This is a genomic window from Streptococcus sp. CF7_Ac1-8 (genome assembly GCF_024295435.1).
Taxonomy (GTDB): domain Bacteria; phylum Bacillota; class Bacilli; order Lactobacillales; family Streptococcaceae; genus Streptococcus; species Streptococcus mitis_AP.
Window position 1 is genome coordinate 91043 of record NZ_JANCPI010000004.1, and the last position, 17180, is coordinate 108222.

Here is a 17180-nt window from a genome sequence, read left to right on the forward strand (position 1 = left end):
ATCTTCAAAAGTAATTTACCTGCTTAACGAGGTGGCAGTCCAAGGGCAATGCGGCCGTAGCGACTGATTCGTGTAATCTTCCAGGCAGGCGACCAGGTAACTTCAACCTTGACATCTTCGATACCCTCGATTTGTTTCAGACCTGCCACGATTTCGATAGGCAGGCTTTCGGCGCAATCGCAGGCGGTGTCGGTGAAGGTCATGACAATTTTGCAGAGGCCTGTTTCGTCTAGATTGATCTCATAAATCAGCCCTAGATTGTAAACATCCAATTCCACATCTGTATCAAAAACCTTCTCTAGTTTTTCGATAATTTGGTCTTGCAAGGCCAAAGCCCGGTCATTGATTTTGATATCGTCTCTCATTACAGTCCCTCCACGTGATAAATATCCTCTATTTTCTCATAATTCTGACAATTTGGCAAGTTTTTGATGAATTTTCTGAAAAAATATGATAATATAAAGAAAACACTGAATCAAGGGGAAGCCTATGGAGCAGATTGGAAAAGTCTTTAGACAATTACGAGAGTCAAGAAATATCTCGCTGAGACAAGCAACTGGGGGACAATTTTCGCCGTCTATGTTATCTCGCTTTGAAACAGGTCAGAGTGAGCTTTCGGTGGAAAAGTTTCTATTTGCCCTAGAAAATATATCTGCCAGTGTAGAGGAAATCCTCTTTCTAGCGAGAGGTTTTCAGTATGATACAGATTCTGAGTTGAGAAAAGAAATCCTAGATGTCTTGGATCCAAAGAATATAGCACCTCTTGAAGACCTGTATCGCAAGGAGTACCAAAAGCATACCCATTCTCAAAACAAACAGAAACATATTCTAAATGCCATTATTATCAAGTCTTATATGAAGAGCATGTATGATACGGTAGAGTTAACGGCAGAGGAGGGGAAAGTCCTTCATGATTATTTGTTTTCTACCGAGATCTGGGGAATCTATGAACTCAATTTATTTTCAGTCAGTTCACCATTTCTATCTGTTTCTCTTTTCACTAGGTATGTTAGAGAAATGGTACGTAAATCTGATTTTCTAATGGAAGTGTCTGGCAATCGAAATCTTTTTCACACTATACTATTGAACGGCTTTTTAGCTAGCATTGAGTGTAAAGAATTTACCAATGCCTCTTATTTTAAACGTGTTATCGAAGAGCATTTCTACAATGAAAATGAAACCTATTTCCGAATTGTCTATTTGTGGGCTGAAGGTCTCCTTGATAGCAAGCAAGGTAGAGTCAAGGAAGGTCAGAAAAAGATGGAAGATGCTGTCCGTATTTTTGAGATGCTTGGCTGTAATAAATCTGCCGATTACTATAGAAATACGACCGATTGTTGAATATCTGCAAACTAAGAAAATAATTTAAAATTTGAAGAGATAGAACTTTTGACTACTCGCAGGTCATCAAAGAGATTTTATCGTTGTTTTGCTTATTTTGTGTGTTGCATATATTCAAAGTTTTTCCTCTAAAATTTCTAAGTGCTATACTATAGTCATACTTCACATAAAACTTATACTCTTCGAAAATCTCTTCAAACCACGTCAGCTTTACCTTGCCGTACTCAAGTACAGCCTTCGGCTAGCTTCCTAGTTTGCTCTTTGATTTTCATTGAGTATTTGAACAAGAAGGGAGATTATTTATGAAACTATTGTTCAGAAATCAAGCTTATCGTCTCTTGACTTTGTCACGCTTCTTCAATGCTTTTGGTGCTTCGATTTTTAATCTGGTATTTATCGTCTATGCATCGACCTTGCAACAAGCCTCTTTTGCTGTTGCTATGGCGAATATTGTCATGATTCTTCCGACTCTCTTTACAGTTTTTGTAGGGATTCGGGCAGATTACACAAGGGACAAGGTCAAATGGATGGTTTATAGCGGTTTGTTTCAGGCGGTTTTATTTTTTCTGGCAGCCCTAGTTGTTCAGCAAGCTAGTCTCTTTGCCTTTTCTAGCCTGTGTTTGATCAATGTCATCAGTGATGTCATTAGTGATTTTGCAGGTGGTTTGCGCATGCCTCTTATTAAGGAAAAAGTAGCTGAAGAGGATTTGATGGAGGCTTACTCTTTTTCCCAGTTCATCACCTATATTTCAGCTATTGGTGGTCAAGCCTTTGGAGTCTGGCTCTTAGGTTTATCGGTCAACAATTTTTCCCTCGTTGCGGGAATCAATGCCTGCTTTTTCCTAGTATCAGCCTCTGTTCTCTTTTTAGGAAAAAGCAAATTGAGCCTGTCAATGTCATCTGCTGATGGTGAATCACTAAAAAATGAAAAGCTTTCTATCAAAGACCAATTTCTAACAATTTACCGAAATTTACGTCTCGTTTTTCTTAAAGGTGGACAGAAAAACTTTGGTTTTATGCTCTTTGCTGTCTTGCTTATCAATGCCTTGGGTGGCGCCTTGGGTGGAATTTATAATATATTCTTTTTGAGCCATTCTCTCTTGAATTTTTCTTACACAGAGGCACTATTTATCAGTCAATTCGGTGCTTTGTTAGCAGTCATCATCAGTAGTCTTACGGGAAATGATTATTTTGGGAAACAGTCCTTGCCTAGATTGATGATGTGGGTTACCGTAGGACTCAGTCTAATTGGTCTGGCTAATTTATTCAATCAAGTCGTACTTGGTTTGCTATTTCTCTTTTCAACTCTATATGTGTCTGGTAAAGTTCAACCAAAGATTAGTGCCATGCTCATGAAAAATCTAGCTCCAGAGGTTCTAGCTCGTACCAGTAATTTTTTAGGTCTCTTGTTTACCTTATCCATACCTGTGGGAACAGCCTGTTTTTCACTTATAGCTGTATGGAATATACAGTTGACTTGGATGCTATTTGTTGGTCTTTCCTTGCTAGCTATTCTTTTGACATGTCTTAATCTCAAAAATGATATCTAATACTCTTCGAAAATCAAATTCAAACCACGTCAGCGTCGCCTTACCGTACTCAAGTACAGCTTGCGGCTAACTTCCTAGTTTGCTTTTTGATTTTCATTGAGTATAAATCCTAATTTTTTCTTACTGTTTTAATCCCTCTATTTATGGTAAAATAAGACTATTAAGTTTAAAGAGGATTCCCTATGAAATTACAAAAACCAAAAGGAACGCAGGATATTTTACCTGCTGAATCTGCCAAATGGCAGTACGTTGAGGGCTTTGCCCGTGAGATTTTCAAGCGCTATAACTATGCAGAAGTGCGCACGCCTATTTTTGAGCATTACGAGGTCATCAGTCGCTCTGTCGGAGATACGACGGATATCGTAACCAAGGAAATGTACGACTTTTATGACAAGGGTGACCGTCATATCACCCTCCGTCCAGAAGGAACAGCGCCCGTTGTCCGTTCCTATGTGGAAAATAAACTCTTCGCCCCGGAAGTGCAAAAGCCAAGCAAGTTCTACTACATGGGCCCTATGTTCCGTTATGAGCGTCCACAGGCAGGGCGCTTGCGCCAATTCCACCAGATTGGCGTTGAGTGTTTTGGCTCTAGCAATCCAGCTACCGATGTGGAAACCATCGCGATGGCAGCCCATTTCTTGAAAGAAATCGGCATCCAAGGTGTCAAATTACACCTCAACACTCTTGGAAATCCTGAGAGCCGTGCGGCCTACCGCCAAGCCTTGATTGACTATTTGACACCGCTCAAGGAGACCTTGTCTAAGGATAGCCAACGTCGTTTGGAGGAAAATCCTCTCCGTGTCTTGGACTCTAAGGAAAAAGAAGACAAGGTAGCAGTAGAGAACGCACCTTCTATCTTGGACTTCCTTGATGAAGAAAGCCAAGCTCATTTTGATGCTGTGCGTCAGATGTTGGAGAATCTTGGAGTAGACTACATCATCGATACCAATATGGTGCGTGGTCTGGACTACTATAACCACACCATTTTTGAGTTTATCACTGAGATTGAGGGCAATGACTTGACAGTCTGTGCGGGTGGTCGTTACGATGGTTTGGTTGCCTACTTTGGTGGACCTGAAACTGCTGGATTTGGTTTTGGACTTGGTGTAGAGCGCCTGCTTCTCATTCTTGAAAAGCAAGGTGTGGCTCTACCTATCGAAAATGCCCTAGATATTTATATTGCAGTCTTGGGTCAAGGAGCAAATGTCAAGGCTTTGGAATTGGTACAAAATCTTCGCCAACAAGGTTTCAAAGCAGAGCGTGATTACCTCAACCGTAAGCTCAAAGCTCAGTTCAAGTCAGCCGATGTCTTTACGGCTAAGACTCTCATTACCCTAGGAGAGAGTGAAGTCGAAAGTGGACAAGTGATAGTCAAGAACAATCAAACCCGAGAAGAAGTGCAAGTGTCACTTGAGACAATCAGTCAAAACTTCTCAGAAATCTTTGAAAAACTAGGATTTTAATAACAGATAAACCGGTCAGGAACCTAATCCTGACCTTTTTCTTTTGCAAAATGACAAAAATCATAAACTTTTTGACAAATATACTTGTCAAAAAGAAAAAGATGTGTTACAATGTAAGCAAGTTAAGAGAAAAGGAGAAAGGAATGCTTATGTGGGCATTAGGATTTGTACCTCTTGTGATTATGTTTTATCTCTATCATACCCAAAGGGTCAAGAAACTAGAGAATAAAATCAAAAGAATTGAGCAAAAACAGAAAGGAAATAAAGAAATGTCAAGATTATTAAAAGAATTGATTGGGAAAAAACCAACAATCGTTGGACAATTGTTTGGGACAGACAACTGGGAAGTTGTAGATGTTGATGAGGAGTGGGTCAAGCTACGACGTGTAGATAAAAAAGGAAAAGAAAAATTCAAACTACAACGCATTGAGGATATCCAAACTATTGAATTTGACGGAGAGTAGGTGTGTAACATGCAACTAAAAAATCGTCTAAAAGAGCTTCGGGCTCGCGATGGTCTCAACCAAACCGACCTAGCCAAGCTGGCAGGGGTTTCCAGACAGACCATTAGCCTACTAGAACGGGATGAGTACACCCCATCCATTATCATTGCCCTGAAAATATCTCAAATTTTCAACGAAACAGTCGAATCGGTATTTCGCTTAGAGGAGGACGAGTGATGAACAAGTATAAAGTGATCTATTATGTAGTGGCCATAGCTTTATTAGTCAGCGTGTGTCTACTAATTGGAACAAATCTAGGATGGTTTGATCTCTATTACAGCGACCAATTTATCTGGGTCTACTTTGCTCTTATCCCAGTCGTTGACTGGATTGAGAAGAAAGCAAACAATTTAGCAAGTGAAAAAGGAGAATGAATATGAAAAAGAATAAGAAAGGTGGATTGTTATTTTTAATGTCTGTTGTCTTTGGAGGTTTCTTGGGCGGTTTTGTAGGGATGTTTAAGGCTGCTACCGAATCCCACGAAATTATTTTAGATGTAAAAGTCTTGATACCATGGATATCAGCTATTTGTTTATTGATAGGTTTCATTAGCATTCTTTTGACTTTCAATTTCTTAAAGAAAAGCAGAAAATTTCACTCCTTGTATCAAGAGGAAATGGATGATGATTTGAATGAAACCTATTATGTGCAAATGAATCGTAATCTTGAGTTTGGAACTATTGCTTTTCATATTACAAGTGTAGCGATTTTACTGGCTCTCTTTATTTCAGGAAGTGAAGTGATTGTACTAGATAGAAGCAATCTAATCTTACCTCTTTCTTTTTTGGGATTAGTGTTGATTTTTAATGCTCAAAAATATTTTTATAAGACTATTGCGATTGTTCGTCAGTTTGATTTGGCATTTTTCTCTACACCAAAGGATTATTTAGACTATGTCAATTCTTACGATGAAGGGGAGCGCCAGGCTAATTTGGAACAGAGTTTTCGAATTTTATTCCAATTAAACCAATATGTCTTGCCAGGTCTCTACTTTTTGATTGCTCTCTTTTCCTTGCTGACAGGAGAGATTCAGTTACTAGCTTTCTTGCTGGTAGGAGTGATCCATATTTATATCGGTGTGATGCAGTTGCCTATGGTGAAACGTTATTTCAAATAAAGGAGTTTCTATGATTCGTGTTGAAAATGTAAGCAAAAGTTTTGGGAGCAAAAAAGCTCTTCATCAGATTTCTTTTGAGATTAAGGAGGGTGAAATCTTTGGTTTTCTTGGACCTTCTGGCTCAGGTAAAACAACTATGATCAATGTCTTAACAGGACAGTTGGCTGCAGATCAAGGGAAAACAGTTTTGTTAGGCAAGAATTCTCAAGATTTAACCTCAAATGATTTGGAACAAATTGGTATTGTTAGTGATGGCAGTGGTTTTTATGAAAAGATGAGTCTTTACAAAAATCTTCTCATCTACGCTAAGTTATATGGTCTCAAGTCAGATAGAGTAGTTCAGGTGCTCCAACAGGTTGGATTGGCAGATGCTAAAGATGTTATCGCAGAAAAACTATCTACAGGAATGAAACAACGAATGTTCTTGGCTCGTGCCCTTCTTAATGCACCTAAGATTCTCTTTCTAGATGAGCCAACCAGTGGCTTAGACCCTACAACATCTAAGATGATTCATACCCTACTTCAAGAATTAAAGCAGGCGGGGACAACGATCTTTCTGACCACGCATGATATGAATGAGGCAACTCTGCTTTGTGATCGTTTATCTCTTTTAAATAAGGGGAATTTAATAGAGTATGGAAGTCCGCAAGATATTATCCAGAAGTACCATGTGGATAAGAAAGTACGTGTGGTTTATAACGACGGACGAGAACAGATAGTTCCATTTGAAGAATTGCCACATTTAGATACGACAGATTTGATGGTGGTTCACTCTTGTGAGCCAACTTTAGAAGAAATCTTTATCAGATTGACAGGAGAAAAGTTAGATGTTTAGAAAATTAAATGCCCTACTATGGTTAAGAGTGCAAGTTCTTATTAGCAATTCAACTTTGTTAGCGACTTTATTGATGCCTTTTGGTATTGCTGTTTTTTATAATGAATTTTTAAATAAGAATGGACAATTAAGCCTATTTTTACTATCTGCTAGCTTGACGATGGTCTTGAGCATGGGAAGTGGTTATATGGTATCGATTATGATGGCAGAAGATAAGGAAAAACGAAATCTTAAATCACTCATTCTAAGTGGTGTGACAGCAACAGAATATACTTTTAGTATGCTTGTTCTTCCTATTCTGATAATGTTACTTGCTATGATTGTACTTCCCATCTATCTTAAAGTAGATCTATCAGGTTACTTATTTGCCTATGTTATCTATTTGCTCCTAGCAACTATTAGTATTATTTTTCTCAACCTTCTAATCGGTGCGGTGTCAGATACTCAATCTAAAGCGCAAGTTTATAGTATCTTCCCTATGTTAATTGTCTCTTGTTTACCTATAATTGCTCTTCAAAATGATACGATTCAGAAAGTGTTGGATTACTCTTTTATTGGTCCAATTGTAAATCTTTTAAATAAAAAAGGTGGGGAAATATCCTTTTCTAATATCGGCATGTTACTTGCCTGGGTACTTGTGTTAGGAATAGCAAACCTCTTTGTATTGAAAAACAGCTATAAAGCAAGATAGGAGACCTTTATGAAACTACTTAAAAACCTCGGCTGGTTTCTTCTAGCCATTCTATCCTTTTTATTCATCTATGGCTTCATTCAGGGGCTCGCGACTACTTCGCTTGCCTTAGGCGCTTCACCCTATGCTGTGACCTTGCTCTATGTGGCCTTGGCTGGAGTTTATGTGTACGGCATTTACAAATGGTATCAGAAAGGTCCTGTTCGTATTGAGAAGAGTGGCTTCAACCGATTTATTTGGCTCCCTGCCTTGGTTTGGTTCTTATCTCTGGTTGTCCAGTTTTTCTTGCCAAATGATCCTTCAGTAAATCAGCAAATAGCGATAGACTTGACCTTGTCTCAACCACTTTTCTCATTCTTTGCGGTCGTTATTTTTGCTCCTCTGACGGAAGAACTTATCTTTAGAGGGATGTTGGCACGTTACCTCTTTCCTAAACAGGACAATAGCAAACAAACTCTGCTTTTCCTTCTGGTAACTAGTGTTCTGTTTGCCTTGATTCATTCTCCAGGAACTTTGCAACAGTTTTTGGTTTATGCTAGTCTAGGATTGAGTTTGGGTCTGGCTTATGTAAGCCGAAAAGGTCTTCTTTACAGCATTTCTCTCCACGCTTTGAATAATTTAGTCAGCTTTTTGATGATTCTCATGCTATAATAGAGTCAGGAGGTCACATGAAACGAGTAATTTTATTAGCAGTGATTCAAGCAGTCGTTCTATTTTTCATCATTGGGGGACTAGCTTATGCCTTCAAGGGCGATTTCTTCTATAGCCATCTAGCAGTGGTCTTTGCCCCTATTGCCGGTATCTGGCGTTTTGGGACAGCTTATACAACGGAAATCGTCTTGCCTCGAAAGGCAGCCGAAATCGCTGAAAAGCGTAAAGCAGGCAAAAATTCAAAATAAGAGAGTCCGATGAAGTTCATCGGATTTTTTATTGGCGTTAATTTTTAGGGCCTTCATTTGATTTTTAAAGACTAACAAACTTTTCTGATGATTTTCATGAAGAGCCTGCGCTTTTATGGTAAAATAGTAACAGAATAAAAGAGGAGAGAAACAATGAAACGTAGTATGTATGCTGGTCGTGTTCGTGAGGAACACATCGGACAAGAAATTACCTTGAAAGGATGGGTTGGCCGTCGTCGTGACCTTGGTGGTTTGATCTTTATCGACCTTCGTGACCGTGAAGGAATCATGCAGTTGGTTATCAACCCTGAAAAAGTATCTGCAGAGGTCATGGCAACAGCTGAAAGCCTTCGTAGCGAATTTGTTATCGAAGTAACTGGTCAAGTCGTTGCGCGTGAGCAAGCCAATGATAAATTGCCAACAGGTGCAGTTGAGTTAAATGTGACAGCCTTGACAGTATTGAATACAGCTAAGACAACACCATTTGAGATTAAGGATGGGATTGAGGCCAATGACGATACACGTTTGCGTTACCGTTACCTTGACCTTCGTCGTCCAGAGATGTTGGAAAATCTTAAACTTCGTGCCAAGGTGACCCACTCTATCCGCAACTACTTGGATGAGTTGGAGTTTATCGATGTGGAGACACCATTCCTTTCTAAGTCAACACCAGAAGGGGCGCGTGACTATTTGGTGCCATCTCGTGTTAATAAAGGGCATTTTTACGCCCTTCCTCAAAGTCCACAAATCACGAAACAGCTCTTGATGAATGCTGGTTTTGACCGTTACTACCAAATCGTTAAATGTTTCCGTGACGAGGACTTGCGTGGTGACCGCCAGCCTGAGTTCACTCAGGTCGACTTGGAAACTTCATTCCTTACGGAGCAAGAAATCCAAGATATCACAGAAGGATTGATTGCGCGCGTGATGAAAGAAACCAAAGGTATCGAAGTAACGTTGCCATTCCCTCGTATGAAATACGATGATGCCATGGCTCTTTACGGTTCTGACAAGCCAGATACCCGTTTTGACATGTTGCTTCAGGACTTGACAGAAGTGGTCAAAGGTGTTGACTTCAAAGTCTTTTCAGAAGCACCTGCTGTAAAAGCAATTGTAGTCAAAGGCGCAGCGGACAACTACTCACGTAAAGACATCGACAAGATGACAGAAGTAGCCAAACAGTATGGTGCCAAAGGTCTTGCTTGGGTCAAGGTGGTTGATGGAGAATTAAACGGACCAGTTGCTAAGTTTTTGACTGGCATCCAAGCAGAATTGACAAGTGCGCTTGCTCTTGAAAATAAGGACTTGGTTCTCTTTGTGGCGGATACGCTTGAGGTGGCCAATGCAACGCTCGGTGCCCTTCGTGGACGTATTGCCAAAGAGCTTGGCTTGATTGATAACGATAAATTCAACTTCCTTTGGGTGGTTGACTGGCCAATGTTTGAATGGTCTGAAGAAGAAGGCCGTTACATGAGCGCCCACCATCCATTTACCCTTCCGCAGGAAGAAACAGCTCACGAATTAGAAGGTGATTTGGCTAAGGTTCGTGCCATTGCTTACGATATCGTCTTGAACGGTTATGAGCTTGGTGGTGGTAGCCTTCGTATCAACCAAAAAGACCTTCAAGAACGCATGTTCAAGGCTCTTGGTTTCTCAGCCGAAGAAGCAAATGACCAGTTTGGCTTCCTTCTTGAAGCCATGGACTATGGTTTCCCACCACACGGTGGCTTGGCTATCGGGCTTGACCGATTTGTCATGCTCTTAGCAGGAGAAGAAAATATCCGTGAAGTCATCGCCTTTCCTAAGAATAACAAGGCAACTGACCCAATGACACAAGCTCCTTCAACAGTAGCTCTCAAACAACTAGAGGAACTCAGCTTACAAGTAGAAGAAGATGAAACAAGCAAAACGAATTAAGCGGTGGCGCTATTATCTGCGCCGCTTTGCTCATCAGATAAAAATTTTACGTGTCTTACAAAGCATCTCTCGCGAAAAATATGATGAGAAGATTTCGGCCTCTCTGGTCTATGGATTTTTATCAGCAGTAGCAGTCAATTTCTTTTTCCAACCAGGGCATGTGTATTCGAGTGGTGCGACAGGTCTGGCACAGATTATCTCTGCCTTGAGTAATCACTGGTTTGGTTTTCATATTCCGATTTCGCTAACCTTCTACGCCATTAATTTTCCTTTGATGGTCTTGGCTTGGTATCAGATTGGGCATAAGTTCACCGTCTTTACTTTTATCACGGTATCCATGAGTTCCTTCTTTATCCAGTTTGTCCCTGTGGCGACCTTGACGGAGGATCCCATTATCAATGCCCTTTTTGGGGGTGTTGTCATGGGCTTGGGGATTGGTTTTGCTCTTCGCAACAATATCTCCAGTGGTGGAACGGATATCGTCAGCCTGACCATTCGCAAGAAAACAGGTAAGAATGTTGGTAGTATTTCTTTCTTGGTCAATGGGACCATCATGCTGATAGCAGGTTTGACCTTTGGTTGGAAATACGCTCTCTACTCTATGATTACCATCTTTGTCTCTAGCCGTGTGACAGACGCTGTCTTTACTAAGCAAAAACGCATGCAGGCCATGATTGTGACCAATCATCCAGACAAGGTAATTGAAAAAATCCATAAAAAATTGCACCGCGGAGCAACCATGATCCACGATGCAGAAGGAACCTATAATCACGAAAGAAAGGCAGTTTTAATCACTGTCATTACACGTGCAGAGTTTAATGAATTTAAACAGATTATGAAACAGGTGGACCCAGGCGCCTTTGTCTCTGTATCTGAGAATGTTCATATTCTGGGACGATTCGTTGAAACAGAAAATTAATACTCTTCGAAAATCTCTTCAAACCACGTCAGCTTTATCTGCAACCTTAAAGCTGTGCTTTGAGCAACCTGCGGCTAGCTTCCTAGTTTGCTCTTTGATTTTCATTGAGTATAGTGACCAAAAAAACCAGCGTGAGCTGGTTTTTATTTTTCGATAATTTTGTGGGCGATTAACTGACGGTAACAAATTTGTTTATTGCTTTTAGCATCGTTGATAATCTGAAGAATCGTTTCAAATGATGTTTGACCAAGTTCTAGGCTATTAATATCGACATAGGCCGCCAAGTTGAGCTTGGGATTGACTGAGTCGAAGCTGAGAACAGGGACATCCAGCTGGTGCTTAGCGATGTAGTCACAGACCCCTTCAGCTAGGAGGCTATCAGTTGTGATGATAGCATCAATCATAGGATCATGTTTAAATAAACGCTTACTGAATTGATAACCTTTTTCTTCTAGAAATTCGTTCGCAAAATAGGTCAAGTTACTGTCAAGAGGCAGTTGGTACTGTTTGAGTGCTGACTCATAGCCTGTTAAACGGTCTTGTGTTACGAAGAGTCTCTTAGTCCCTCCAATAAAGGCAATTCGTTTGCAGCCTTTTTTGATGAAATATTCAGTCGCATCAAAACCAGCTTGAACATTGTCATTATCGACAAGGGGAATGAAGGGGGACAGAGATTTTCCGAGGATGAGGAAGGGGAACTGCTCATCAGCCACCAGTTTGACTAAAGGATCTTCCTCTTCGGCATAAAGGAAAATTAAACCGTCTACACGTTTACCATAGACCATTTGTGAGATGGCAGTAAGACGCTCCTTTTCATCTTTCCCTGTTGCTATCTGAATGGCATAGTGGTTTTCAGAGGCGACTTGAGAGATGCCACGTAGGACTGATGGAAAGAAGGGATTCTGATAGAAGGCATCTGAGTCATCAGGAAGAACTAAGCCGATAACTTGCGTATAACTGCTTACCAAACTGCGAGCGTTGAGGTTGGGGTGGTAATTGAGCTCCTTCATTGCCTTGCGAACACGTTTTTTTGTTTCGTCGCTAATGGTTGATTTATTTTGAATAACACGGGTTACGGTTGAAGGCGAAACACCAGCAGCCTTGGCCACGTCTTTAATCGTAACGGGCATAAAAATCTCCTATTTATGGTAATCTGGATCACGGAAATGCGTTTTATAAAAAATAGTGACCAGATACAGAACAAAAAGAATGTTTTGTACAGTGATGAGAGTTGTCATATTTTGGCCAAATAATCCCAAAATAAGCGTAATCAGAGTTGGTAATCCTAAACAGTTCAAGATAAAATGGTAGCACTCTTTAAAGGTTCTAAATGAAAAGAGGCGTGATTTCTTAGTGATATAAAGGAGAAGACTAGCCCCCAGAGAGACGATAAAGAAATTCAAACCAAAGAGGAAGCTAGCACCGAGAACTAGGAAGAGACTGATATAGACACGATTCTGCTGGTACCAGTCTTTAGAAATTGCTTGGGTCAAGCTGTCTTTACTTTTGAAACTCTCAGTCTCAATCGCTCGGTAAGAGACCCGGGTCAGTTCCTTGCTTTCCTTGCTGATGACTAGCTCATTCGTATCGAAATGCAGTTGCAAATCCTTCGGTAATTCCTTGCTTTGACTTGGACCGATTAAAAGAGAAGGGGCTTGACTAGCTGTTCCTGTATAAGTTAATTTACCATCAACAATTGTAGCATGTTCAGAGAGATCCTGGACAACCTCATCTGTCAATGGTTCATAGACATTATCGATAAAGGTTTCTAGCGGATAAGTTTCCTGGGAGCTGTTTTGGATGGCAATGGGTACCATAGACAAGCTGATCAGGAAGATGCTGGTAAAGAGCAGTTGAAACCAGTTGAGCCCGAAACGTTTGGATAGGGGCTTACGAAATCCCCAAATACTTGAAAAATAGGAAAATGGATATGGAAGCATAGGTATCTTTCTAAAAGGTGTTTTCTATATGAGTATTATTATATAGAGAAATGCGCTTTATTTCAAGTCTAGGAGAAAAATTGCTTGTTGCAAGGATAGTTTTATAGTCACAAGATCCAAAATGAAAAAGGGTGGCGGGGATATATTATCCCTTGTCGCCACCACTTGTAAGTCCTGAAACAAAGTTCTTTTGTAGGAAGAAGAAGAGAATACAGATTGGAAGAGCGATGAGGATAGCACCTGCTGAGAAGTAGGCAATCTTCATGTTTTTCGCATTGTTAACGAAGGTTTGGAGACCAACGGCAACAGTAAAGTATTCTTTCTCACGAAGCAAGAAACTAGAGAGGATGTAGTCCCCGAAAGGTCCCATGAAGGCCCAGAGAGCTTGTACGGCAACCATTGGGCGAACAAGTGGAAGAACAATTTGCCAGAAGCGGCGGAAGTGTCCTGCACCGTCTAGTTTTGCAGATTCGTCTAGAGACATTGGTACTGTATCGAAGTAGCCTTTCATGAGCCAAGCATTCATCGGGATACCTCCACCAACGTATAGGAAGATGAGGAACCAGCTGTGGTTAAGGGCGTTCAACATAAGCGCCATAACGAAGAAGGCTGTCAAAGCGGCCATGGTTGGCACCATTTGGATAATCAAGAAGAAAACCAAACTTTGTTTACGAGCCAAGAAGTTGTAACGGCTGTAGGCATAGCCAGCAAGTACGATGATACTTGTTTGAACAGCCATAGTAATCAAGGCGATAATCAAAGTGTTGAGGTACCAAGTACCGTACAAGGTTTCAGAGAAGAGTCCTTGGAAGTTAGCAAAACTAAAGTCGACGTTGCTGTCTAGTTTAAAGGCTACTACGTTACCAGTCTTGAAGGCTGACATAATGGTAATCAACAGTGGATAGATAATCACAATTGAGAGACCAATCAGGTAAAGGTATGTAAGGGTTTGAGTCAGTCTACGTTTGAGTTTAATTGAGTTATTCATCTTAGACGTCCTCCATATCAAATGCGTGTAGTTTCTTGAATGCGATCATAGAGATTGAGATGACAATGATAGAGATAATCAAGGTAACAGCTGCCGCCATTGAGTATTGAGGAGATGTACCTGTTGTCAAACGGTAGATCCATGAAATCAAGATATCGGTTGAACCAGCTCCACCACCGACACTACCAGGTCCTCCAGCATTGAAGAGGTACATGATAGAGAAGTTGTTAAAGTTGAAGGTGTATTGACTAATCAAAGTAGGCGCAGCAACAGCCAAGATCATTGGGAAAGTGATGTTGCGGAATTTTTGCCAAGCATTGGCACCGTCAATATAAGCTGCTTCGTAAAGGTCGTTAGGAATAGATTGCAAGATACCCAATGTCAAAACGTAGATGTATGGGAATCCAAGCCAACCTTGCATCATAATCAAGGCAATCTTAGTCCAAGTTGGGTCTGTTTTCCAAGGAATAAGAGCCCCATCAAGGAAAGGAAGGAATTTAGCCAAGATTGGCAATACTTGAGTGTTGATAGCTCCGACACTATCGTTAAACATGTTTGAGAATGTCAAGATAGTGATGAAAGCTGGAACAGCCCAAGGAAGAAGGAAAATAACACCAAAGATACGTTTTCCTTTGATAAATGGTTGGTTAGCAATGATAGCGGTGAAGATACCGATGACGATCTGTAAAGTAGAAGCTGCCAAAGCCCAGATGATGGTCCAAGAAAGAACGGCACCAAAGGCTGAACGGAAGGTACTCAAGCTCCAGATGTTTGTAAAGTTGGTCAAACCAACCCAGTCCAACAATTTGTTTGGTGGCAAGTGTTGGAAGTCATAGTTTGTGAAGGCGATCATCAAGGTTACGATAACTGGGAAGATAATCGCGAAGGTCATGGCAACATAAGATGGAATGATCAAGAGGTAAGGGAAGCCATTTTCATAAATCCCTTTGATCATGTCTTTGAAGGTACGTGGAACGGGAATTCCATTGTTAATACGTTTTGCAATTGTATGTGCATCTTTGATATTTGCGAAATAAAAGAGTACATAAACGACTACAAAGATTAAATGGAAGGCACCACGAATCAGCATAAAGAGGGAATTATCACGACCTGGCTTGTCACCAAGAGTGATGAGATTGCTCAATTCAGGGGCTGCAAGTGCTAGGAAGTAAAGGACGAATACAAGGGTTACACCAAGGAAGATAAAACCTTTTGCTTTTTGTTTATTGTAAATCTGTCCTAACCCAGGAATGATAGACAGCAGGGCTGCTTTACTAGGTTGTTGCTTTTCCATAATAACTCCTTTCATAGAATACTGGTTTTTAGATAAAACCTAAACTATTTATGTTTCTATTGATAAATTCAAAGGGGGATTTGAATTCCACCCCCCTTGAACAAATTTTTTATTCACCAAATTTTTGTTTGATTGTTTCTTTGATCAATGTTACAGCATCGTTAGCAGCTGTTTTAGCATCTTTCTTACCGCTTACAGAGTCAAAGAGCATGTTAGCAGCTGGTTCCCAAACTGCAGACATTTGAGAGATGTTTGGCATTGGTTGAGCGTTCTTGAACTGTTTGATAACAGCTGTTGTCAACTCATCGTTTTTACCTTCAGCGTATGAACGAGCTTCAGTATTAGCTGGGATTTCGTTAGTTGCATCGTAGAAGGCTTTTTGTTGTTCAGTTGAAACAAGGAAGTCTACAAATTTTTGTGCTCCTTCAAGGTTCTTAGTGCTTGATGGGATGATCCAAGCTTTACCACCACCGAATGCTGCGTAGTCTTTTCCGTTTGGAAGAGTTGGGATAGTTGCAACACCGTAGTTTACTTTAGCATCTTTGAATGCTTGAGCTTTCCAAGGTCCATCAATGATAGCAGCTGTTTTACCTTCTTGGAATTGAGTTTGGATTAAGTTTCCAGCAGCTGTACCATCTTGCATACCTTTAGGCCATTTTTCATACCAAGATTTAGCGTAGTTGATACCTGCGATAGAACCGTCGTTTGCAAGACCGATGTCTTTAGCATCTTTACCGTTTTGTCCGAATACGTAAGCACCGTTACCAGCAAGAAGTCCGTATGCATAGTAGAAGTTTGTCCAGTCAGCTAGGAAAGCAGAAGTTTTTCCATCTTCTCCAGCGAAGGCATATTTGCTATCTTTAGCAAGGTTTTCTAAGTCAGCAAAAGTTTTTGGAGCTTCTTTTACCAAGTCTTTGTTGTAGTACATAACAAGTGACTCGATAACGGCAGGAGCACCGTAAACTTTACCGTCAGCAGCTGTTACAAGAGATTTAGTTTTATCATCTGTTTTAGCGCCGTCACTCAATTTCACTTCTGAAAGTTGTCCGTCAGTACCAAGGCTACCTACACGGTCGTATGGAGCCATCATAACGTCAGCAGCTTGACCTGATTGGTTGTCAAGAGAAAGTTTGTCAAGACCACCAAGTTGGTCACCAGATTTGATGTTAACTTTTGTTCCTGATTCTTTTTCATAAGCTTTAGCAACTGTTTCAGCAAAAGCTTTGTATTGGTCTTCGACGTAAAGAGTGATTTCTTTCGCTTCAGATGAACCAGAGTCAGCAGGCTTATCAGCAGTTTTGCTTCCGCAAGCTACCAAAAGTAAGCTAGCAAGTGTAACAGTTCCAAGCACCGCAGCGCTTTTCATGAATTTAGATGACATAGTGTATTCCTCCTAAAGAATAACAAATTTTATAATGAGGAAACGCAAACGTTTTCCTTTATGGCACTAGTATAGCACAAATAGAAAACGGTTGCAAGTGTTTTTTGTAAAAATTTTAAAAAAATTTCACGAAAATGGTAAGCGTTTTATTTGTTTATAATAGAAGAAAAGTCAGAAAATATATTTTCACGATTTTACTGAAATTATTTAGGGAAACGATTGCCTAAATTTTGAACAAAAAATAAATTGCTCTAGACCAAAAGTAGACTAAGTTGCCCCTTCTATTTGTAGTTGAAGAAGATTTTGCAAATAGAAAAGAAAAAATGTATATGTATACATAAA

General features: G+C 40.3%; 19 protein-coding genes. 13 read left to right on the forward strand and 6 right to left on the reverse strand.

Annotation, left to right across the window (positions count from 1 at the left end; all coding sequences use genetic code 11):
* Nucleotides 1-23: 23 nt before the first annotated feature.
* Nucleotides 24-365 carry a metal-sulfur cluster assembly factor gene (locus NMM26_RS03150; protein WP_001204052.1) on the reverse strand — a complete coding sequence of 114 codons (342 nt, stop codon included), beginning with the start codon at nt 363-365 and terminating at the stop codon, nt 24-26.
* Nucleotides 366-489: 124 nt separating this feature from the next.
* Between NMM26_RS03150 and NMM26_RS03155 the strand changes: the two genes are divergently transcribed.
* The 13 genes from NMM26_RS03155 to NMM26_RS03215 all read left to right on the forward strand — a co-directional run bounded on the left by NMM26_RS03155 (nt 490) and on the right by NMM26_RS03215 (nt 11235).
* Complete coding sequence (locus NMM26_RS03155; protein WP_254753825.1) at nt 490-1341, forward strand: helix-turn-helix domain-containing protein; 852 nt, start codon at nt 490-492, stop codon at nt 1339-1341.
* Between the two features lie 302 nt (nt 1342-1643).
* Nucleotides 1644-2891: a transporter gene (locus NMM26_RS03160; protein ID WP_254753826.1), complete on the forward strand. Its 1248-nt coding sequence runs from the start codon at nt 1644-1646 to the stop codon at nt 2889-2891.
* 182 nt (nt 2892-3073) lie between these two features.
* Nucleotides 3074-4354 carry a histidine--tRNA ligase gene (gene hisS, locus NMM26_RS03165; RefSeq protein WP_254753827.1) on the forward strand — a complete coding sequence of 427 codons (1281 nt, stop codon included), beginning with the start codon at nt 3074-3076 and terminating at the stop codon, nt 4352-4354.
* The gene (locus NMM26_RS03170) at nt 4354-4818 is read left to right on the forward strand and encodes a hypothetical protein (protein ID WP_254753846.1); all 465 of its coding nucleotides are present in this window, start codon (nt 4354-4356) and stop codon (nt 4816-4818) included. The genes hisS and NMM26_RS03170 overlap by 1 nt, the downstream gene beginning before the upstream one ends.
* 9 nt (nt 4819-4827) lie before the next feature.
* Nucleotides 4828-5034 (forward strand): helix-turn-helix transcriptional regulator, encoded by a 207-nt coding sequence (locus NMM26_RS03175; protein WP_001176227.1) that lies wholly within the window; start codon nt 4828-4830, stop codon nt 5032-5034.
* Nucleotides 5034-5231 carry a hypothetical protein gene (locus tag NMM26_RS03180; protein WP_254753828.1) on the forward strand — a complete coding sequence of 66 codons (198 nt, stop codon included), beginning with the start codon at nt 5034-5036 and terminating at the stop codon, nt 5229-5231. The genes NMM26_RS03175 and NMM26_RS03180 overlap by 1 nt, the downstream gene beginning before the upstream one ends.
* Before the next feature lie 2 nt (nt 5232-5233).
* Entirely contained in the window at nt 5234-5974 is a 741-nt protein-coding gene (locus NMM26_RS03185; protein ID WP_254753829.1) for a DUF3169 family protein, read from the forward strand.
* A gap of 10 nt (nt 5975-5984) precedes the next feature.
* On the forward strand, nt 5985-6809 hold the full coding sequence (locus NMM26_RS03190) for an ABC transporter ATP-binding protein (RefSeq protein WP_254753830.1): 825 nt from the start codon (nt 5985-5987) through the stop codon (nt 6807-6809).
* Nucleotides 6802-7500 (forward strand): ABC transporter permease, encoded by a 699-nt coding sequence (locus NMM26_RS03195; protein WP_254753831.1) that lies wholly within the window; start codon nt 6802-6804, stop codon nt 7498-7500. Before NMM26_RS03190 ends, NMM26_RS03195 begins: the two co-directional genes overlap by 8 nt.
* Before the next feature lie 9 nt (nt 7501-7509).
* Nucleotides 7510-8151, forward strand: coding sequence for a CPBP family intramembrane glutamic endopeptidase (locus tag NMM26_RS03200; RefSeq protein ID WP_254753832.1), 642 nt, complete (start codon nt 7510-7512; stop codon nt 8149-8151).
* Between the two features lie 17 nt (nt 8152-8168).
* Nucleotides 8169-8399, forward strand: a complete 231-nt coding sequence (locus NMM26_RS03205; protein ID WP_000832193.1) for a membrane protein — start codon at nt 8169-8171, stop codon at nt 8397-8399.
* Nucleotides 8400-8552: 153 nt separating this feature from the next.
* A complete protein-coding gene (gene aspS, locus NMM26_RS03210) occupies nt 8553-10316 on the forward strand; it encodes an aspartate--tRNA ligase (RefSeq protein WP_254753833.1) in 1764 nt (587 codons plus the stop codon).
* Nucleotides 10294-11235 (forward strand): YitT family protein, encoded by a 942-nt coding sequence (locus NMM26_RS03215; RefSeq protein ID WP_000806276.1) that lies wholly within the window; start codon nt 10294-10296, stop codon nt 11233-11235. The genes aspS and NMM26_RS03215 overlap by 23 nt, the downstream gene beginning before the upstream one ends.
* 143 nt (nt 11236-11378) lie before the next feature.
* Here NMM26_RS03215 and NMM26_RS03220 read toward each other — a convergent pair whose 3' ends face one another.
* The 5 genes from NMM26_RS03220 to NMM26_RS03240 all read right to left on the reverse strand — a co-directional run bounded on the left by NMM26_RS03220 (nt 11379) and on the right by NMM26_RS03240 (nt 16838).
* On the reverse strand, nt 11379-12365 hold the full coding sequence (locus tag NMM26_RS03220) for a LacI family DNA-binding transcriptional regulator (protein WP_033675771.1): 987 nt from the start codon (nt 12363-12365) through the stop codon (nt 11379-11381).
* Between the two features lie 9 nt (nt 12366-12374).
* Nucleotides 12375-13175, reverse strand: coding sequence for a DUF1189 domain-containing protein (locus NMM26_RS03225; RefSeq protein ID WP_254753834.1), 801 nt, complete (start codon nt 13173-13175; stop codon nt 12375-12377).
* A gap of 145 nt (nt 13176-13320) precedes the next feature.
* Nucleotides 13321-14163: a sugar ABC transporter permease gene (locus NMM26_RS03230; RefSeq protein ID WP_084891159.1), complete on the reverse strand. Its 843-nt coding sequence runs from the start codon at nt 14161-14163 to the stop codon at nt 13321-13323.
* A gap of 1 nt (nt 14164) precedes the next feature.
* Complete coding sequence (locus tag NMM26_RS03235; RefSeq protein WP_254753835.1) at nt 14165-15457, reverse strand: carbohydrate ABC transporter permease; 1293 nt, start codon at nt 15455-15457, stop codon at nt 14165-14167.
* Nucleotides 15458-15566: 109 nt separating this feature from the next.
* The gene (locus NMM26_RS03240) at nt 15567-16838 is read right to left on the reverse strand and encodes an extracellular solute-binding protein (RefSeq protein ID WP_254753836.1); all 1272 of its coding nucleotides are present in this window, start codon (nt 16836-16838) and stop codon (nt 15567-15569) included.
* Nucleotides 16839-17180 lie beyond the last annotated feature (342 nt).